The sequence below is a fragment of the Sphingobacterium paludis genome, assembly GCF_004364125.1.
In the GTDB taxonomy this organism is placed as follows: domain Bacteria; phylum Bacteroidota; class Bacteroidia; order Sphingobacteriales; family Sphingobacteriaceae; genus Sphingobacterium; species Sphingobacterium paludis.
Map to the genome: position 1 here is coordinate 420,661 of NZ_SNZV01000001.1, position 18,144 is coordinate 438,804.

Sequence of the window (18,144 nt, forward strand, 5' to 3'; positions counted from 1 at the left end):
TTAGTTGTTTAGCTCAGGACTTTTAAATCCCAATTTTTTTAATCCGGCCTGCACATCAGGCGCTTGCATAAACAAGTTCCAGATGAAGCCATCTTTGTAATTTTGTATCATCACGACGATAGGCCCCTGATCAATGGCGAGGTAGCGCTGCGGATACCAATTCTCCGTTTCGCTGTAAGCGTCGTAGAAGCCATATTTGCCCCATACCTTATCCCCGATACTGTCTTTGAGATAATGCATAAAGCTCAAACTTTCTTTTGGACTGTAGGGCATCGAAGACAAAGCAGCTGTTGGTGAAATGACACCTGAAGGATCGTTATCGGGATGATGTGCATTGTAGCCATTGGTCGAGTAACTAGCTGTCCAGCCCCAACCTTTATCAGCGCCGTAACCCTTAAACTTTTTTGGGTTCTCGTTAGCGTACGCTATGTTAATTTTTGTATGATTAGTGACAACGTCCTCATAATTGGCATACGTATCTACCAGGCCCTTAGGGTTTAGTCCCAGAAACGAATAATGCGCCCAGAACAGCGGACCCACTTGTCCGTCCTCCGCATTGTGTTTCACCACCGTGGGTATGCCATATTTTTCTACGTCCGAGCGTATCGCGCCATCGCGTGCCCAGCCTTTATGGTAAGTCGATGCTGGAATGGCATGTGTGGGTGAGGAGGCTGCCATAATATAGGCTATCATACATTCATCAAAGCCTTGGATGGCATGGTTCATACCCCAGCCATGCTTCGGACTCCAATGCCAATAAAGCAGATCTTTTCCATTTCGGTAAAAATCCCAATTAATGCCTTTCCAAAGTTCATCGGCCTGCGCGGCAACCTTTTTTTCTTCAGCTGATCCATCTTTATAGAATTCGCGGATGCATATTAATGCCTCTGCCATAAAAGCCGTTTCTACGATATCGCCCCCATCATCACTCGTGCTAAATGCTTTCGCTTTGCCGGTGTCGCCAACATACCAGTGCGACCATGCGCCTTGAAAACGATCGACCTTAGCGAGGAAGTTTAACGATTTTTGGAAGTGTGCTAGGCCTTCCTCTTTACTAATGAATTCATTGTGTATGCCCACCAAAATTGCCATCAAGCCGAATCCACTTCCGCCTATAGTGACGACATTTTCATCGTTCTGCGGGTATTCGCCATCGATGTGGATACGCTCGCGTGCCAAGCCGGAGTTGGGCTCAGCACCTTCCCAAAAGTATTGAAAGGTTTGCTTCTGCGCGGCGTTTAAAAGGCTGTCTGTATGGACATCTCCACGCTGCTGCGTCGTATCTTGCGTATCCGCACGCTTGCTGCTGCTATTTTGTGAACAACTTATGCATGATATGCCTATAATGGCCGATAGGGTCAAGAACTTTATTTTCATTAGTTAAGATTAGGTGATGTGAATTTTAATTTTTGTAAGGCGCTTTTAATTTCAGGTGTCTGCATAAAATATTTCCATAATAGGCCGGAGCGGTAATTTTCAATACCGATAATGATGGGGCCTTGATCAATGGCGAGGTACGACTCTGCGAACCAAGGCTCGCTCAAGGAGAATGCATCTTTAAATCCCTGATCGCCCCATAATTTGTCGCCTAGTTTGTAGTAGAAAAATTCCAAAGCTTGAATAGATTCTTCAGGCGTGTAAGGCATGGCGGCCAGTGCGGCTGTAGGACTGATAACGCCATTATCTTCGGTAGGCGAATGCACCTTATAGCCGTTGATGTCATCGCTGGCGGTCAAGCCCCAACAGTCTGCGCCATAGCCAACAAAAGCTTTTGGATTAGCCACACAATACGCGCGGTTTATGAGACTATGGTTTTTTACTTGATCCGCATAAGAAGCGTATTGGTCTTGTAGTCCGTTAGGGTTTAAGCCCAGGAAGCTATATTGTGAAAGAAAGAGTGGGCCTCCGCTTGGCGGACCGAGCGGCAACTGAATACCGTGGTAACTGTTGCCATTGCGCATGGCCCCGTTGTTTGCCCATCCTTGCTCATATACAGCGGCATCAATGCCATGCGTGGGCGATCCAGCGGCAAGGATGTAGGTGATAAGCGACTCGTTCCAGCCCGAAATTTTAAGATTCATTTCCCATTGGAAATTCGGGCTCCAATGCCAGAATAAGGTTTGTTGACCGTTGCGGAAGAAATTCCAGTTTACGGCATTATATAGCGTGCTGATGTCTGTCGTTAATGAGGCATCGTTAAAGTACGTTCGTGCAGTAAGAAGCCCTTGGAAAAGTAAGGCCGTTTCGACAAGGTCAGCGCCATTGTCCTTTTCACTAAAGGGTTGCGTTTTGCCTGTAGCGCCGTTGTACCAATGTGCGAACGCACCTTGGTATGTATCGGCCATTTTTAAGAAGGAAACGATTTTTTTGGTACGTTCGAGCCCTTGTTCGCGGGTTACGAAACCGCGTTCGATACCTACCAGAATCGTCATTAAGCCGAAACCTGTGCCGCCCATGGTGACGGTCTCGCCCGAACTGTTGCGCTCGCGGATCATCCCATAGCTGGGGTGTGCATGATCCCAAAAATACGTGAATGTCTGTCGCTGCACCTTCGTTAGCAGTTCGTCGGTAGGCATGCGGTCAAATTTGTCTTTCGTGTCGATGCCGGTCGTAAAAGTATAGGCATACTCTTTATCCAGTTTTTTACCGTCTGTGGCTGTGAGAGAATTTCGAACAACTAATGTAAACGCTTTTAGCGCTTCGAGATCAGCAGCAGGGACTACAGTAACTGTTTGTCTGTCGGCGGACAGTGTTATGGTGCTCGCCACGCTGATTCCATTGCTTAGGATCGATACATGGCTAGAAAGATTTTGTTCTTGCAGCGGCAAGGGAAACGAGAGCTGGAAACTAGGCTGGAGTATTACATTTTTTTGATTCGCTGCCAGCGCGTTCCCTTCCAATCGAACCTGCGTCAACGGGAAGCTGTCAGCAGTTGGCGCTTGATCCTGCTGCTCTTTACTGCAGGAAAGCGTAAACAATAGCGTAATAAAACCAAATAGTACTTTGCTCATTGTATCGTATTAGATGGAGACAGAACGTTATTTAGCAGTGCTTTCAGTCTCCAAAAATGTCTCATTGTAGGGGAATATGACGAAGCAACCGGTATTTCGATAATACCCCTGATTGCTTCGTCGTCGTTCCTCATGCTTTCGATGACGTAAACTTGTCCTTTCGGTAGTTAATTACCAACCGGTGTTTTGGGTCATTTCAGGTGTTTGAATAAGCTGTCTGTCCGGAATCGGGAATATGTAATTCCGTTCCTGGAAATTTTTACCTGCTGCGCGCATGGCTGCTTCTCCCTGTCTGGTACGCACCAAGTCAAACCATCTATCGTGTTCGAAAGCCAATTCAAGCCGGCGTTCTTTCCAGATAGCCTGGCGGAGCTGCACTTGATCGGTCACCGTGACTGCCGGTAAGTTTACCCGCGAACGAATGATGTTGAGGTTTTGAAGTGCCAGTTGGCTATTTCCAGTTTCGTTAGCGGCCTCCGCTAGGATAAGATAGATTTCACCCAAACGCAAATAGCGTATATTTTTGTCGGTATCGCCGGCGCCAGCATTGGCTGATGAGTATGCTTTTTCATTGTACATCGGATTCTCCACATTAGGGCTTACCCTACGTCCGTCCCACAATGTTTCACCAGGGAAAATAATAGTCGCGTTTTTCCGTATTTCATCGCCTTCGGCATTGAATGCATCGAGCAAGTTTTGCGATGGAATATTAAATCCCCATCCCCAACCGGATTCACCGCGAGCGCCTTGCGTTTGCGAATATTGCTGTATTCCGTGTGCGATTTCCTCGCCTCTGGCCTGAAATTCAAACAACGATTCACGGCCATTATCTGTGGTCGCACGCCAGATGGTTGCATAATCCGGTTCCAGACTATACTCGCCCGAATTGAGTACCGTTTGCGCCATGTTTACAGCATCTTGCCATTTGGACTGATACAAGAATACTTTGGCCAATAAACCCTGTGCGGCGCCTTTCGTAGCCCGGCCTAGATCTTTCGCTTCGTAGGCAGACTTCAGCGGCAAGTGCTCGATAGCAAACTGAAGATCAGCCTCAATATATGCATAGACTGCAGCCGTCGATTGACGTTGGATCAGATCTACGTCTTGAATAGTTACATCACCCCAGCCACGTACCAAAAAGAAATAGTTCAATGCGCGAAGGAATCGTGCTTCACCAATAAGTCTGTTTTTATATACCTCGTCCGTCAATCCGAAGTTCTCGGTATATTCTATGGCTTGCGTAGCGCGTCCGATAGATTTGTACCAGTGCTCCCACGTAGACGCGAATGATGGCGTCGTTGATGTATAGGTTAAGGCATCCAGGATATCTTTGTCTGTTCCTGTGTCCGTTGCCGAACTGCCCTTGTCAGCATTATCAGATATTATTTCTGTAATACCCAAGTATGCGAACCCATAGTTCCAGTCTGTGAACATGCCGTATACCCCGTTTATAAACGTTTCCGGTTGGTATACTTCATTACTATCATCTGCTTCCACGATTTCTTTGGAAGGTACGTTCAGAAAGTCTTTGGTACAACCTTGAAAAAGAAATCCTGCGGCGATGAGTAATGCTATATTTAATGTTTTAAGTTTCATTTGTTTTCTAGCTAGGTTATTAGAAAGTAAGATTTAAACCAAACAAGAAATTTCTTGTTGTTGGATACGCTGACAATTCGACACCAGCAGTTCCTGCCGGGCGTGCATCATCCTGATTATTGCTGGATGAGACACCAGATATTTCCGGGGAGACACCAGAATATTTCGTGAACATCAGTGGGTTTTGTGCTGAGAAGTAGATCCGTAATTTCGAGTTTTCGGAATACAACTTATTAAAAGTATAGCCTAACGTTGCATTATTAATACGGAAATAGCTCCCTGATTCTAGATAGTAGCTGGAAGCATAGGTATCTCGCGCTGCCCCAGGGTTGGTGTTGGAAGGATTGCTTGCTGTCCAACGTTCGTTAAACGTGTCTTCGGTGATATTCTCACCGCCGTTGATGCGCGTGCCTTTCAACGCATTATAGATTTTGTTTCCAGCAACGCCATATCCGTACACCGAGAAATCGAAGGCTTTGTAGTTCATGCCAATGTTTATACCATAAGTCGAGGTCGGGATAAATGAGCCGAAGAATACCTTATCGCGGTTGTCAATAGCTCCATCTTCATTTTGATCCTTATAGCGAAGGTAGCCCGGTAAAGCAGCACCTGGCGTCGCTCCAGCAGCTATTTCTCCTGTGTTTTGCCAAACCCCTTCTGTTTCCCACATCCACCAAGCATAAATTGGTTGTCCAACACGTAGTTGTTTCGTGATTTCTCCATTCGCCAAGCTTCCACCGATACCTCCATCGTAGGCCGGAACAACTTCTGTAACTTCGTTTTTATTGTACGAATAATTTACGCTGACGTTGTAGTTGAAGTTATCGTTGACCGCCTTGTTCCAAGACACTAACGCCTCGATACCTTGATTGAGGACCTTTGCTCCATGTGCATAGAAGTTTTGAGAAAACGGTGAGTTCAGTGTAGGCGTTACGTCCAAAATCGTATTCCTGTTCATCTTGTGGTAATAGTCGATGGAACCAGTCAGCTGGTTGTTTAAGAAACCGAAGTCCACACCAAAACCTGTTTCGTATGTTTTTTCCCAGGTTAGGGGTATAGCAGGCGTTCCAAATGAAGCACCATAAACCAATTCCTGACTTGGACCTAAGACGTAATTGTTATTATTGATACCCGCGCCGCCATCTGTTCCTGGAGAAACGATGATTTGTGAGATATTAAGTGGTATGTCTTGGTTACCAAGCACACCCCAGTTACCTCTTAATTTAAGCAGGTTTACCCAGCTTGCATTTTGCATGAACTTCTCATTACTAATCGTCCACCCCGCACCGAATGATGGGAACGTACCCCAATACTCGCCAGAGGCACGGAATACACTGGAACCATCTCGGCGAACAGTACCTGTTAAGTAATAGCGGCTATCAAAGTTATATTGTGCACGGGCGAAGTAAGAAGCCAACGCACGATGTGTAAACTCGCGCTGGTCTACTGTTCTTGGATACTGGCCAGATACGTGAAGTAAGTTCCAATATTGCTCTTGGGCCGGCAAATCATAACCAGTTAAAGCGGTTCTGTTTCCTATACCGAACTCTTCTCTGGACATACCCAAGGTTGCGTCCAGGTTGTGTTTGCCGAAGCTTTTCTGAAATGTCAAGAAGTTCTCCCATATCCAGCGGAAGGTTTCTTCTTGCTGCAGGTTGAGTCTGTTGTAAGCAAACGACGCTGACGCTGGATTTTGTGCTCTTAAGCGTTCAAATTCCGCTTCTGTTTGCGTAGGTGATTCATTCAAGTAGGCATCACGTATGTCTTGGAAAGAGCGACCGCGCGTCCAATATTTTGTTGCGCCTACGCGTGAATTTACTTTAAGGTAGTCTGTAATACGAAACTCGCCCTCAAAGCCACCTTGCAAGGTCGTCGATTTTTGCAATTCGTTGTAGCGGCTGATATCATAAACCGGATTACCTATGGAATTTAAAACACGGATATCGCCAGATTCGTAGTCGATCAAACCAGTCTGTGCGTTTAATATAGGACGTCCAGCTCTGCCGTTCGGATACCATACCGGACTTAACGGTGTTTGACGATATGCTGTGTTGAAGGCGCCATTTGGCTTGATTTTGTTATCCGTAAAGGTAAGGTTCAACGTTTGATTGAACTTTAATCTTCCTTCTAAGAATTTATAGGTGTTATTGTTCCGAATAACATTACGTTTGAACTTAGCGCCTTCAAGTAACCCATTCTCTGTGAAGTTATTGAAACTTAAAAAGTAATCTACGGCTTCAGATCCGCCGGAGAGGCTTACCGCATTATTAAATACAGTTCCCGTCTTTAAAATTTCATCATACCAATCCGTATCGTAGGGTTGTCCTGTTGATTGAATTTGGTAACCCGCGTTTATTGCAGCGAGATTTTCACTAACGTAAGTCGCATATTGGCTACCATTCGCCATTTTTACCGGATTCAAGATATTTTTTATACCGGAGTAACTTTCGTAGTTGATTCGCAAGAACCCTGCTTTACCCTTTTTAGTTGTGATGATCACAACACCATTCGCAGCCCGTAGACCATAGATCGACGCCGACGAAGCATCTTTTAACACATCCATCGACTCGATATCCGTTGGGTTGATATTATTAATATCGGCAACGGGCATACCATCAACAATGTATAAGGGGTTCCGACCGCTAAGCGCAGTACCTAAACCACGGATGATCACGTTAGGGGAGGAGCCGGGGGCGTCTGAAGCAACGATATTTAGACCCGCTACTTTACCTTGAACGGATTGCATGGCTGACAAAGCCGGTTGCTTCGCGATCTCATCTGCTTTTATAGAAGAGATAGCACCGGTCAAGTCCGCTTTCTTTTGCGTACCGTAACCGATAACCACCACTTCCTCCAACGCTTGATCATCACTAATTAAGAATACATTGAGATTCGTTTGATTACCGACCGTAACAGATTGCGCCGTGTATCCGATGAAGCGGAATGTAAGGGAATCGGTCGCGTTCGCTTCGATCGTGAAGCGGCCCGCCGCATCGGTTTGTGTATTTTGACCGCTACTGGCAGACACCGTCACTCCAGGTAGTACGAATAGCGATCCGCTATCCTTGACTGTACCGGTGACGGTTTTAACCTGTGCATACCCAAATGACAGGATAGCGGCTAAAAACAAGAAGAGTGTAAATAACTTCCTCATAAAGCTAGTTTGTTTTAAATTGTTTGTTTGTTGTAACAGTAACTGGTCTTGTAACACAGTGTTTATAATTAAAACAAAGATGTGATGTATTCGTTCAGCATCGAAATTATTTGATTTCACATTACTACTTCACTATTTTTCCACCGCTACAATGCCTGCCGTGCTTATTGTTTAAATATATGGTAATGAGTTTTTTATATACGGTGAGTGATTGCTCAAATTCTTTTCCGGTGTGTAGTAAGTACACTAATACGGTGTAGTAGTGTTGATGTAGTGATTTTTAGCGTTTGCGAGGTATATAGGAGGCGTGGAAAAATGATTTAGCAAGGTGTTACAACGCGAGTCGCTGCAAAATATTGTATGAAATAAGTGATTTATGTTGGTTGTTGCGAAAAGTACCTTAGTTAAGCGTTTTTTTGTGCATTATTGAATTAGTTTGGCCCACATTCGGTGGTTCGACCTCTTTTCCGAACGTCAAAGCTGCATGATGCTTTTGGGAATAGTCCAAGATAATCATGTGCATGCTGAGAAAAGGCGATACCGTATAGTATATTCACACCTATCCAAAAAGGTGCAAAGTGAGGGGCATATATTATAGCTCCAATAGAAATTCGCTGAGGTTTTTCTCTGTTGGGAGATTGAATTTTTTACGTAGCCGATAGCGTCTGATTTCAATGCCGCGCGTGGTGATGTTCATCAGCGAGGCCATATCTTTGCTGGACATATTTAGTCGCAGATACGCGCATAGTTTTAGATCGTTGGGCGATAAGCCCGGGTAGTCGGTTTTTAATTTTTTGAAGAAGTTTTCATGTGACTCGTTGAAGCTTTTTTCAAATAAATCCCAGTCGCGCTCGTCACTTCGCGCGTTGTCGATAAGCTTGTTTACTTTCTGGAGCTGATCTTGTGATAGCTTTTTTCCATCACGGTCTTTCACATTCAGCAACTCTTCATGCAGGTTATTGAGGAGCTCATTTTTATACACAATATTGGTCGCGGCATTGGCCAACTCCCTGTTTTTGGCTTCCAGTTCGGTAGTCAGCTGTTCGTTTTTCAGTTCCATGAGCTTTTTCTCGTTCTGTTCGCTCTCCTTGCGCAGCAGCTCCTGCTGGCGCAGTTGCAGTTTGTTTCTGATCTCTAGTTTATCGCGCTTTATTTTTTCAATGATCATCTTGCGCGCAAAAACAAAAGCGACGACCGTCAGTAGCACATAAAGCAGCAGTGCTGGCCATTGCAAGTACCAAGGTGGCAGGATTTGGAAGGACAGCGAAGTGATTGCTGAAACGAGGCCGTTCGCGGCGATGATGCGAACGTTAAACGTATAATTTCCGGTGTGCAGATTGGTAAAATCAATATAGGGTATTTCCGTAGGAGCCGACCATTCTGTCTGCAAACCTTCCAATAGCGATTGATATTTTACGGGTGTATTGCTATACCATGGCGATGCAAATTGGATGCGGATGTTATTTTGATCGTACGATATAGCGCGCTCCGGATCCAAATAATGCAGCGTATCGCTAGCGTTTAAGATCTCTTGCAAACCCATGATCAGTGGCTTATTGGGTTTTTGGGCTTGCTTTTTCTTGAGATCATAAAAGGCGATACCATTGTCCAGACCAAATAATAACTTATCGCCCACCGCTTCCACAACTTCGTAGTTTTTCATGACAATATCTTGTAAGCTATTGAAGCTTGAAGAATCGACCACGATCTGATTGCTCTGCGGGGTTACTTCGGCAAAACGGCCCTCCTGTGCAAACATGTAGCTGTTTTTTCCAAGCGGACTAATCTTTTTGGCTCTCGCGAAAGAGCCAAGAGCACTGTTTAATTCTTCGTAAGGCTTGAAGCGCGATAATACGCCATCATACAAGAAAATGCCCTTATCCGTAGCGAACACAATGTTTTGCTGTACGGTGGCCGGTGTAATGCGTTGTATGTTCGGAAAATCTTTGCTAAATGAAAACGTCTTGAGCGTGCTCACCGTTTGATAGGGAGGCGCGAACTCCACCAACTGTATGGCGTTGTTGAAAACCACCCAAAATTGATTGTCGTTCCGCGGATAAACGCTGATCACCGCGGTTTTGGGATCGTTGTATTTTTGTTTCAACAGCCAGGCCCCCTTATTTTCGAACAGGGCCAAACCCGTATAGTTACCCTGTAGAAACAGCTGTGGATCTTTGGGCAGCTGGATGTTCGACCAACCGCCGGTCCAGCTTGAAATGCGTGTGATATTACTTCCGTCGACTAGAAATGTGCCATCATTGTGTCCGCATACGAGCTGCCCATTAAATACATCCAGGGTCCAAACCTGTCCTTGAGATCCTGCGATAAATTCCAATTTTAGCGGTGTCATCGTCGCGCCATCAGACCAATTGCTGTAAAAGAGGCCTTGGTTGGTGCCAAGATAGATGCGACCTTGGAATACCTTAATAGCATACACCGTCCCGATTTCGCCAAAAATATCGCGGTAGTAATAGAACGGGGAGTTTACCTCGATGCGGTCTATGCCATTATCCAGCCCAGCCCAAATGTTACCTTGCCTATCCAAGGTCATGCTCAACACGGTATTGTTTTGAAGGCCGTTGCGTTTATGGATATGTTGCAGTAACCGACCTTCTTTATCAATAATGAAAATACCGTTTTTGATCGTTCCGAAAGCAAAAGTGTTCCCGTCAATTTTCAATCCATTATTCAATTGCGCCTCTTTAAGCAAGGTGTTCACCGCAGATTCCGGTTTCCAAGCTTCAGCGCGGCCGTTAGCATCGAGCAGATATAGACCTTGCTTGGCCGTACCTACTAAAAATTGCTGCCCATCAAAGGGAAGAACGGTAAGCACATTGCGCAGGCTACTGGAAAGCTTGGCGAAATCCTTTCCATTCCAACGTTCCAATCCCGAAGGGATGCGCTCCATCCAGATCGTTTTATCGACCTGATGTGCAAAAAGGAAGGGTTCGCCATCGCCGTAGCGCACATCAACCTTATTGTTTTCGTAAACATAAAATTTGGAAAAAGATTGAAAGATAACGCTTCCATCTAGAAACAAGATTTTCCAGATCTCGTCGTTTTCGAGGATCTCGGGCTTCACCAAACGCGAGAGGTTGTGGTATTGCAATGTGCTTCCTTTTTTCTCGAAGTAACCAAACTCTTCTTTTCCGCCCACGAAAACATCGCCGTTGGCGGCGACAGCCACGCTACGGGTAAAGTTCTTATTGCTTAAGGGGTAGAGATCCCAATAGGCGCCATTAAAAGCGATTAATCCGTTGTTGTTGGCGGCATACATAATACCATCCTTCCCTTGGGCGATGCTCCAGTTTTGGTTGCCCGCCTTGTATTGCGATTTTGTATAGTTCTGCACAAACGGACTGCCCACCGAGGGAATGGATTGCGCAAAGCTGTATACAGCATTCAGAAAAGCAATTGAAAAGATTATAAAACGAACCATAGCTACCATCTCACAAGAGCGCAATTTACAAACTCGACGTCTTTTAAACAAAATCTTATTGGGCCAACAAATTCTAAAGAGGATTTAAGTATTATTGTGCTATGATTGCATACGCGAATGCCAAGGTCAATATCGGATTACATATAATCGATAAGCGAGCGGATGGATACCATTTGCTGGAAAGTATTTTTTATCCCTATCCGATTTACGATATCATCGAGCTTTATCCAAAAGCGTCTGGAAAAACCAGTCTGGAAATCAGCGGTATCGACTTGGTGCCCGATGCGAACAATTTGTGTTTGCGTGCTTACCACCTGCTTTCGGAACGCTATTCGCTGCCGCCCGTGCACATTCATTTACACAAGCAGATTCCGTTTGGTGCCGGCTTGGGAGGCGGCTCCTCTGATGCAGCAACGGTGCTAAACATGTTGAATGCGCAATTTGCGATCGGATTATCGGATCGTGAATTGTGTATAGAGGCCGCACGGCTGGGTGCAGATTGCCCCTTTTTTATCGTCAACAAACCCATGTATGCTACGGGTATCGGTACGGAGCTTACTCCTGTGGATCTGGATTTGTCCGGAAGATATATGGTGCTTATCAAGCCGAAGGTGCATGTATCTACTGCAGAAGCCTACCGTGGTGTTTCGCCAAGATCTGCTGAATTCAACCTTATCGATTCCGTGAAGCTTCCGCTGCAAGATTGGAAGTTTTACGTAAAGAACGATTTTGAAGACAGTATTTTCCTGCAGTATCCCGAGATACAGGAAGTCAAGTTGTTCCTGTACGAACATGGCGCGGTATACGCCAGCATGTCTGGTTCAGGGTCAACCGTGTATGGTATTTTTGACGAGGAGGTGCTATTAGATGTGCCTGAACAATTGGGAACGGTTTACTATCCGAAGGCTATACAGTAGGGGCCTTCACTTATTTTTATTTCCACGCTTTGTCTTACGATATGCCGGGATGTAAATTAACTTGTGATTTTACACGGCTGATGTTTGCTCGGATTTTTAGCTAGAGCATACCAGTTGTGCGGAACACCATCGATTTCGAAAACGTTTGTAAACGTAAATCCAACCTTTCTCAAGACGTTATTTGATCCTTTATTTTGGCAGTCAGCTATGGCCACGATTTCCTTCAATCCTAATGTGTTAAAGCCGTAGTCGAGTGTAGCTATCGCCGCTTCGGTCGCAAATCCTTTTCCCCAGTAACGCTTGATGAATCGGTAACCAAGATCGTAATAACGTATGTGGCCATTCTGTTCTTCGGTAATATACTTAAGGCCTGCCCATCCTAGAAAATCATTCGTGCGCTTGTCAATAACGGCCCATCTCCCTATACCGTAATCGACGTATTGCTTTCTTATAAATTCAATGATAGCCGGAATTTGCTCGATGCTTTTTACCGGGTTGTTCCCTAAATAGTGATGCACGGCTGGATCAGCATCCAATTCAAACATGCCGTCTATATCTGCCGGCAGTATCTCTCTTAAAATTAGGCGCTCTGTTTCTACGTATATCTTCATAATTGCTGTTTTTTTATCCGTAATTTCCGCCGATGCGGCTAAATATTTTTTTGGGTTGCCAAATGGTTTCACGCCCGTAGGTCATCCTTACTGCCGTTGTATCTTGCTTTTCAAATCCATTTTGCAATAGAAACGTTATCGCTATGTCATTATCTGCCGGTACAACAGCGACATCATTTGCACTATATTTAAGTGCCATCAGGGAAAGACCAGCATGGGCTGTTGCTGCATATATCGGGCCTTGTCCCAATTTTGGAAAATAGTAACCTTCCACTAGACCTTCCTTCTCAAAAACAATAGATTGGTTTAGGTGCCCTTCAATAAGTTTTTTCCTATTCTCTCCATTGATTTCCAAATCTAGCTTTAAGATTTGTTCATAAAGATCAGGCCTTGCAGGCTTTAATTGGTGCGATACCTGTTTTGAAATCCATGCATGCGTTCTTTTGAGAAACTGATAGGGACCTACCATTTTAAATCCTGCCTTTTCATATACCGGAACACCAAGGTCTGTCGCTATGAGATTAACAGACGATGCATCATTTTTGCTCGCTATCTCGAGTAGGTTTTTAACAATTTTATATCCAATACCGCGACCTCGGTACGATTCGTCTACGATGATGTGTGCTAGCCATGCAGAATCGCTATGCAGTATAGCTGCGCCGATACCAACGATCCTGTTCTTGTCGACAACCTTTACCGGTTTGCAAAAATCATGGAGACAGTACTGCAGTAAATTGATGTTGATGTCACCCCAACCCGAAGGTTGAAGGTGCTGGGTGTGTGGTAAATCTTGTATGTTAAGACGTTGTACTTGCATATTTTTTTGTATTAAGCGGCCAAATTGTCTCGAAGTATTCGCAAACCAATTCCATCGTTGGCGTTGGTTGTATGCCGTGATTGCTCAATTCCCGAAGGTAGTAATCCCAATGTACTTGCTTCCAGTACGCCAAGCTTTTATCTCCTTCGCCTTCAATAAAGGCATATGTAGCCGTGATATCTTTAAATTGCACAATAGCAACTTTAGTGGTTTTGATAATCGCCTGGGGGTTGCCATACCAATCCGTTATGACAGCAATATCACCGACCGCGGGAAGTTTTTCGTTAAAAATCTGTAATGATGATACCGCGTGAGTCGTTGCGCGTTTGATCCCTTTTTGTACAAGTTCCGCACAGTCATTTGCGTCCTTTTCGTTATCGCAGAAGTAGTAACAAACGGGGAGGGGAACGAGGTTATATAGAGGGTTTCGCTTTTGAAACTCCGCCCAGTATTCTTTTGCAATGGCTTTTTTCATATTGGTATCTTATGGTAACGGGATATTAAATCAATATCCCTTAAGGCTTATCGCTTTCCTCTTCTACAATACATTTTCATAATGCAATACCTGTGGAAATGGATCATAATAGTCATGCAGTAAAGACTTCCACTGCAAGTATTGTGCTGATTGCCGAAAGCCGACTTCGTGAGCCTCGATGGAAACCCATTCAACCAACAGAACGTATTGATGTTCAACTTCCACACATCGCTTTAAGGTATGTTGTATATACCCGTCTATCGCAGAAATATATTGTCCTGCTGTCTTAAAATCGGCTTCAAACTTCTCGGATTGGCCCGGTTTTACGTTTAATATGGCAACTTCTAGTATCATCGTGTATTATTTGTACTGTGTTTATTCGAAGGTTTTAAGTTCTCCATCTGTAAATTGAAAATGATAATATTTGCCTCTGTTGTCGATAATGCCTGCTAAAGGATTCGGCTGAACAGCAACGTCGCTTGGGAACCAGATTTCTTTCACCAGATAGTTTGGTAACAAAAACAGCCCTTCCTGCGATCCGTTGGCAGCAAACCTTTCTTGGTCGCCTTTCCATAAACGCGTTCCGAAAAAAGCTTCAAGCTGCTTATTCATTTTGTAAATATCATCTGTCGCCAATCCAATCTCATTAACGCAGAGAAAGCTGGTGATGTTAAACGGCTTGTCGGCGTGGTTTTTCAGATCATGGCGCACGATACATTCTGCAATATTTCCAGCAGCATCATAAAAATAAAAAGAATGCGCATTCCACGTATCGAAAAAAACAACCTTTTTATCGCCTTCGGCATTGATGATTTCCACTTTTGATGACAACCATTGCATTGCTTCATCCAGTTTGTTAGCAGGAATTAGGAAACAATAGTGATAGCGATAATGTTCAGCACTCCGCGCGAAGTACAGCCTACCTGAACCCAAAACAGATCACTGCTTTCCTCTTGGACGGATAGCCCTAACGTAGCTTCAAAAAAATGCCGTTGCTCAGCTATTTTATTGCTGTACAACGTAAGTTGCTTGATTTTCATAAATTGTGCTATTTCGTTCAAAAAAGGTTAATACTTGCTCGATCGCTATTTTTTGTAATTTACGTACATTTTCTGTTAATCTTCAGTTTTTTTATTTTAATTTTAGCGGAGTTTAGCGTTTTAACCCTTCTAGTAATTACTTTTTTTGATGGAACCTTTATCACATGAAAATTTTACAAACCATCCTTACGTCAATTATTTTTATGCTTTCGACTACGCTGTATGCACAGGTTGATATAGGTAGAACTATGATATTCAAGAAATCGGCTCCCTCTACTGGGGGTGTTAAAATAGGAGATTCTAGGCAGATTGTTGTTAACGCTCTTGGCAATCCTAGCGCTATTACTAAAGAGTATTCGGATTTCGATGAAGCCTACATGGAAGTGTTAAACTACCCAAACACGAAATTGTTCATATTAAACAGCAAGCTAGATGGAATAATTATAAATGGATTTGCTGGCTCTCCATTCACCGTCGGGACAAGTTCACAAAAAATAGATAAAGACTTCAGGGCTTTGTATGGAAATTTTGAAGGACAAACGACAAAAGTCCTTCAGATAACTTCTGGAGGAAAAGGTATTGATTACGCTATATCTATTAATTACAGTACGGGTGTATCAAGGTTACCAACAAGCGGCGGTGGTAGGGGGGGAGCTGGTGGCTGGAAAGAAATCATTACATTTAGGGAGGTTAATAGTATACATATTGTTGGAAACTAAATTCTCATGGTAAAACCCCACCGTCGCGCGCCATTTATGGCAATAACGTTTGGGTTTCCAGTACATGGAAAATAACTACATCATATGAAATACTTTGTAATGTTTTTGTCTCGACACTGTCAGCTAGGTCTCAGGAAAGGGCGAAAGACGTGATGGACGTATTTTTAAGAAACATCAAAGATGCTGTCTTGGAAAATATAAAACACGACTACGGTCAGTTAATATTTGACTCCAAGGTAAGTGTCGGTTTAGATACGACCAACGTGTTTTCGAAAGGAATTGGGGAGACTAAATTTACCAACGTCCCATAGACTCATTTTACGGAAAGAACCTCTTCGATTATGATGTGAAGATTCAGTTTGATAATTCTGATTTTGGCAACAAAAAATTTGGTGTATACGGTGAGACTTACGTAGAGGAAAAAGATAAAAAGTTAAAAAAAGAGCGAGAAAGTATACAATACATCCTCGATAACTTTAATATTCCGCAAACGAGAATGTATAAGTAGTAAAGTTACCATTTGCAGCAGCAGCAGCAGCAATATAGTAATGATACCTATCATGCTCATGTCGCTTTGCCAAGCGTGATATCCGCGGCATTTGATCCTAGCAATTACGATGCACAATGGTATGAAGAAAATGATACGAAAAGCGGAAAGACATATGTAGACGGATATAGTGTTTATCCCTAACTATTAAAACAGATGAAAGATCTTCTTTTGCTAATAACTGTTTTGGCACTACTCGTGCTTAGTGCTGCTTGTGGCGATAGAATGGATCGGCCTATACCCGGTGGGGAGGACTCTTTACACTATTTTAATAGTTCAGAGTACAAGGTAATTCGCAAACTGCCTGACTCTGTGGGGTTTCGAATACGGTCTACTCGGCTAGAGGGTAAGTCTAAAAATAGGCTGATATTGGATGTGACAATGAGTAAGGATGTTTTAGGGTATGATTTTCCAATTGTATATGGCGCGCAAAGTTATAGCGGAGCGACTATAAAGCCTAAAAGTATATCTATGGGCGAAGAAGCGGAACCCATCCTAAACAAGCGTTTAAAATACATGATATTCGGACTGCGATCTGGAAGTACTCGTTTATATCTGCGGCTTCCGAATACGGACAGCGTTCTATTTGAACTTCCTGTCCGATGGCGCGATAGCAAAGAGTAACGGATGAGACATCGCTTATTTTTGGCCAACATGTCAATGTTGCTTTTGCTAAGTGCCGCTTGTGGCGATAGAATGGATCGGCCTATACCTGGTGGGGAGGACTCTTTACACTATTTTAATAGTTCAGAGTACAAGGTAATTCGCAAGTTACCGGATTCAATGGGCTTTCGAATACGTTCTACGAAATTAGATGGCGAATTTAAGGATCGAATAATATTAGAAATGGTTGTGAGTAAGGCTCTTGATGGCTATAGTTTCCCTATAGTATGTAGCGGGAAAAATAACAATAATGGCAAAACCGTAAAACCTATTGAAGCGATTGCTCACGACGAAACAAAAGCTGGAGCTATGCTTAATAAACGATTGAAATACATTATTTACGGGGCAGGATCTGTTTATACTCGCCTATATCTACGGCTTCCAGGACAAGATCGTGTTTTGTTCGAACTTCCTGTCCGGTGGAAAACAAAAAAAGAATAGCGGATGATTTTATTGGGTTTTCAATATGGTATCAAACAGTTCATTTCGGATTAGTAATGCGCCTCGTGTTTATCTTTTAGTAATAACGTCATGTTCTTATCTAACCCTTCACTTAAGTCCCAGGAAGGAACGAGGTCAACGATGGTAGTTTCTAATAAATATGAAGAGGTCTATTTTAGAAAATATAAAAGGTGACTACGGTCAGTTTATATTTGACTCCTAGGTAAGTGTCGGTTTGGATACGACTAATGTGTTTTTGAAAGAAATTGGGGAGACTAAATTTACTAACGTTCCGATAGACACGTTTTACGGAAAGAACCTCTTCGAGAGTTCATCGGGACTGGTTCGGGACATCTTCGGCCGGGCTTCGGGTCGGCTTCGACGGTGCTTCGAGAGCATGTCGAACAACAGTCGAATGGTTTTGATAATCGCCTGGGGGTTGCCATACCAATCCGTTATGATAGCAATATCACCTACGGCGGGAAGGTTCTCGTTATGAATGTGTAATGATGATACCGCGTGAGTCGTTGCGCGTTTGATCCCTTTTTGGACAAGTTCCGCACAGTCATTTGCGTCCTTTTCGTTATCGCAGAAGTAGTTACGAATGGGGAGGGGAACTGGCTTATATTTGGGATTTCGCTTTTGAAACTCCGCCCAGTATTCTTTTGCAATGCCTGTTTTCATATTCGTGTTTTATATACTAAATACAAGTGG

Annotated in this window: 16 protein-coding genes; 4 read left to right on the top strand and 12 right to left on the bottom strand. The window is 43.8% G+C overall.

Going from position 1 to position 18,144, the window contains the following annotated elements; translation table 11 throughout:
• The 5 genes from B0I21_RS01745 to B0I21_RS01765 all read right to left on the bottom strand — a co-directional run bounded on the left by B0I21_RS01745 (window position 1) and on the right by B0I21_RS01765 (window position 11,200).
• Complete coding sequence (locus B0I21_RS01745) at window positions 1-1,377, bottom strand: glucoamylase family protein (protein WP_133638611.1); 1,377 nt, start codon at window positions 1,375-1,377, stop codon at window positions 1-3.
• Window positions 1,377-3,011 (bottom strand): glucoamylase family protein, encoded by a 1,635-nt coding sequence (locus B0I21_RS01750; protein ID WP_133638612.1) that lies wholly within the window; start codon window positions 3,009-3,011, stop codon window positions 1,377-1,379. The genes B0I21_RS01745 and B0I21_RS01750 overlap by 1 nt, the downstream gene beginning before the upstream one ends.
• 171 nt (window positions 3,012-3,182) lie before the next feature.
• A complete protein-coding gene (locus B0I21_RS01755) occupies window positions 3,183-4,607 on the bottom strand; it encodes a RagB/SusD family nutrient uptake outer membrane protein (RefSeq protein WP_133638613.1) in 1,425 nt (474 codons plus the stop codon).
• Between the two features lie 19 nt (window positions 4,608-4,626).
• Complete coding sequence (locus tag B0I21_RS01760; RefSeq protein ID WP_133638614.1) at window positions 4,627-7,761, bottom strand: SusC/RagA family TonB-linked outer membrane protein; 3,135 nt, start codon at window positions 7,759-7,761, stop codon at window positions 4,627-4,629.
• Between the two features lie 592 nt (window positions 7,762-8,353).
• A complete protein-coding gene (locus B0I21_RS01765) occupies window positions 8,354-11,200 on the bottom strand; it encodes a helix-turn-helix and ligand-binding sensor domain-containing protein (RefSeq protein WP_133638615.1) in 2,847 nt (948 codons plus the stop codon).
• Between the two features lie 101 nt (window positions 11,201-11,301).
• Between B0I21_RS01765 and ispE the strand changes: the two genes are divergently transcribed.
• Window positions 11,302-12,117, top strand: coding sequence for a 4-(cytidine 5'-diphospho)-2-C-methyl-D-erythritol kinase (gene ispE, locus B0I21_RS01770; protein WP_133638616.1), 816 nt, complete (start codon window positions 11,302-11,304; stop codon window positions 12,115-12,117).
• Between the two features lie 56 nt (window positions 12,118-12,173).
• Here the strand turns inward: ispE and B0I21_RS01775 are convergent, their stop codons facing one another.
• The 6 genes from B0I21_RS01775 to B0I21_RS19990 form a co-directional block, all read right to left on the bottom strand.
• On the bottom strand, window positions 12,174-12,728 hold the full coding sequence (locus B0I21_RS01775) for a GNAT family N-acetyltransferase (protein WP_133638617.1): 555 nt from the start codon (window positions 12,726-12,728) through the stop codon (window positions 12,174-12,176).
• A gap of 13 nt (window positions 12,729-12,741) precedes the next feature.
• A complete protein-coding gene (locus B0I21_RS01780; RefSeq protein ID WP_133638618.1) occupies window positions 12,742-13,545 on the bottom strand; it encodes a GNAT family N-acetyltransferase in 804 nt (267 codons plus the stop codon).
• Window positions 13,526-14,020: an ASCH domain-containing protein gene (locus tag B0I21_RS01785; RefSeq protein WP_133638619.1), complete on the bottom strand. Its 495-nt coding sequence runs from the start codon at window positions 14,018-14,020 to the stop codon at window positions 13,526-13,528. The genes B0I21_RS01780 and B0I21_RS01785 overlap by 20 nt, the downstream gene beginning before the upstream one ends.
• A gap of 63 nt (window positions 14,021-14,083) precedes the next feature.
• On the bottom strand, window positions 14,084-14,374 hold the full coding sequence (locus B0I21_RS01790) for an antibiotic biosynthesis monooxygenase family protein (protein ID WP_133638620.1): 291 nt from the start codon (window positions 14,372-14,374) through the stop codon (window positions 14,084-14,086).
• A 21-nt stretch (window positions 14,375-14,395) separates the two neighbouring features.
• On the bottom strand, window positions 14,396-14,860 hold the full coding sequence (locus B0I21_RS01795) for a hypothetical protein (RefSeq protein WP_133638621.1): 465 nt from the start codon (window positions 14,858-14,860) through the stop codon (window positions 14,396-14,398).
• Between the two features lie 26 nt (window positions 14,861-14,886).
• A complete protein-coding gene (locus B0I21_RS19990) occupies window positions 14,887-15,060 on the bottom strand; it encodes a hypothetical protein (protein WP_166637750.1) in 174 nt (57 codons plus the stop codon).
• Between the two features lie 164 nt (window positions 15,061-15,224).
• Here B0I21_RS19990 and B0I21_RS01800 point away from each other — a divergent pair, with 164 nt between their 5' ends.
• The 3 genes from B0I21_RS01800 (at window position 15,225) to B0I21_RS01810 (ending at window position 17,430) form a co-directional block, all read left to right on the top strand.
• Complete coding sequence (locus B0I21_RS01800) at window positions 15,225-15,779, top strand: hypothetical protein (protein ID WP_133638622.1); 555 nt, start codon at window positions 15,225-15,227, stop codon at window positions 15,777-15,779.
• Window positions 15,780-16,482: 703 nt separating this feature from the next.
• The gene (locus tag B0I21_RS01805) at window positions 16,483-16,950 is read left to right on the top strand and encodes a hypothetical protein (RefSeq protein ID WP_133638623.1); all 468 of its coding nucleotides are present in this window, start codon (window positions 16,483-16,485) and stop codon (window positions 16,948-16,950) included.
• Window positions 16,951-16,953: 3 nt separating this feature from the next.
• Entirely contained in the window at window positions 16,954-17,430 is a 477-nt protein-coding gene (locus B0I21_RS01810; RefSeq protein WP_133638624.1) for a hypothetical protein, read from the top strand.
• 306 nt (window positions 17,431-17,736) lie between these two features.
• Here the strand turns inward: B0I21_RS01810 and B0I21_RS01815 are convergent, their stop codons facing one another.
• Window positions 17,737-18,114 (bottom strand): ASCH domain-containing protein, encoded by a 378-nt coding sequence (locus B0I21_RS01815; protein WP_133638625.1) that lies wholly within the window; start codon window positions 18,112-18,114, stop codon window positions 17,737-17,739.
• Between the last annotated feature and the right edge of the window lie 30 nt (window positions 18,115-18,144).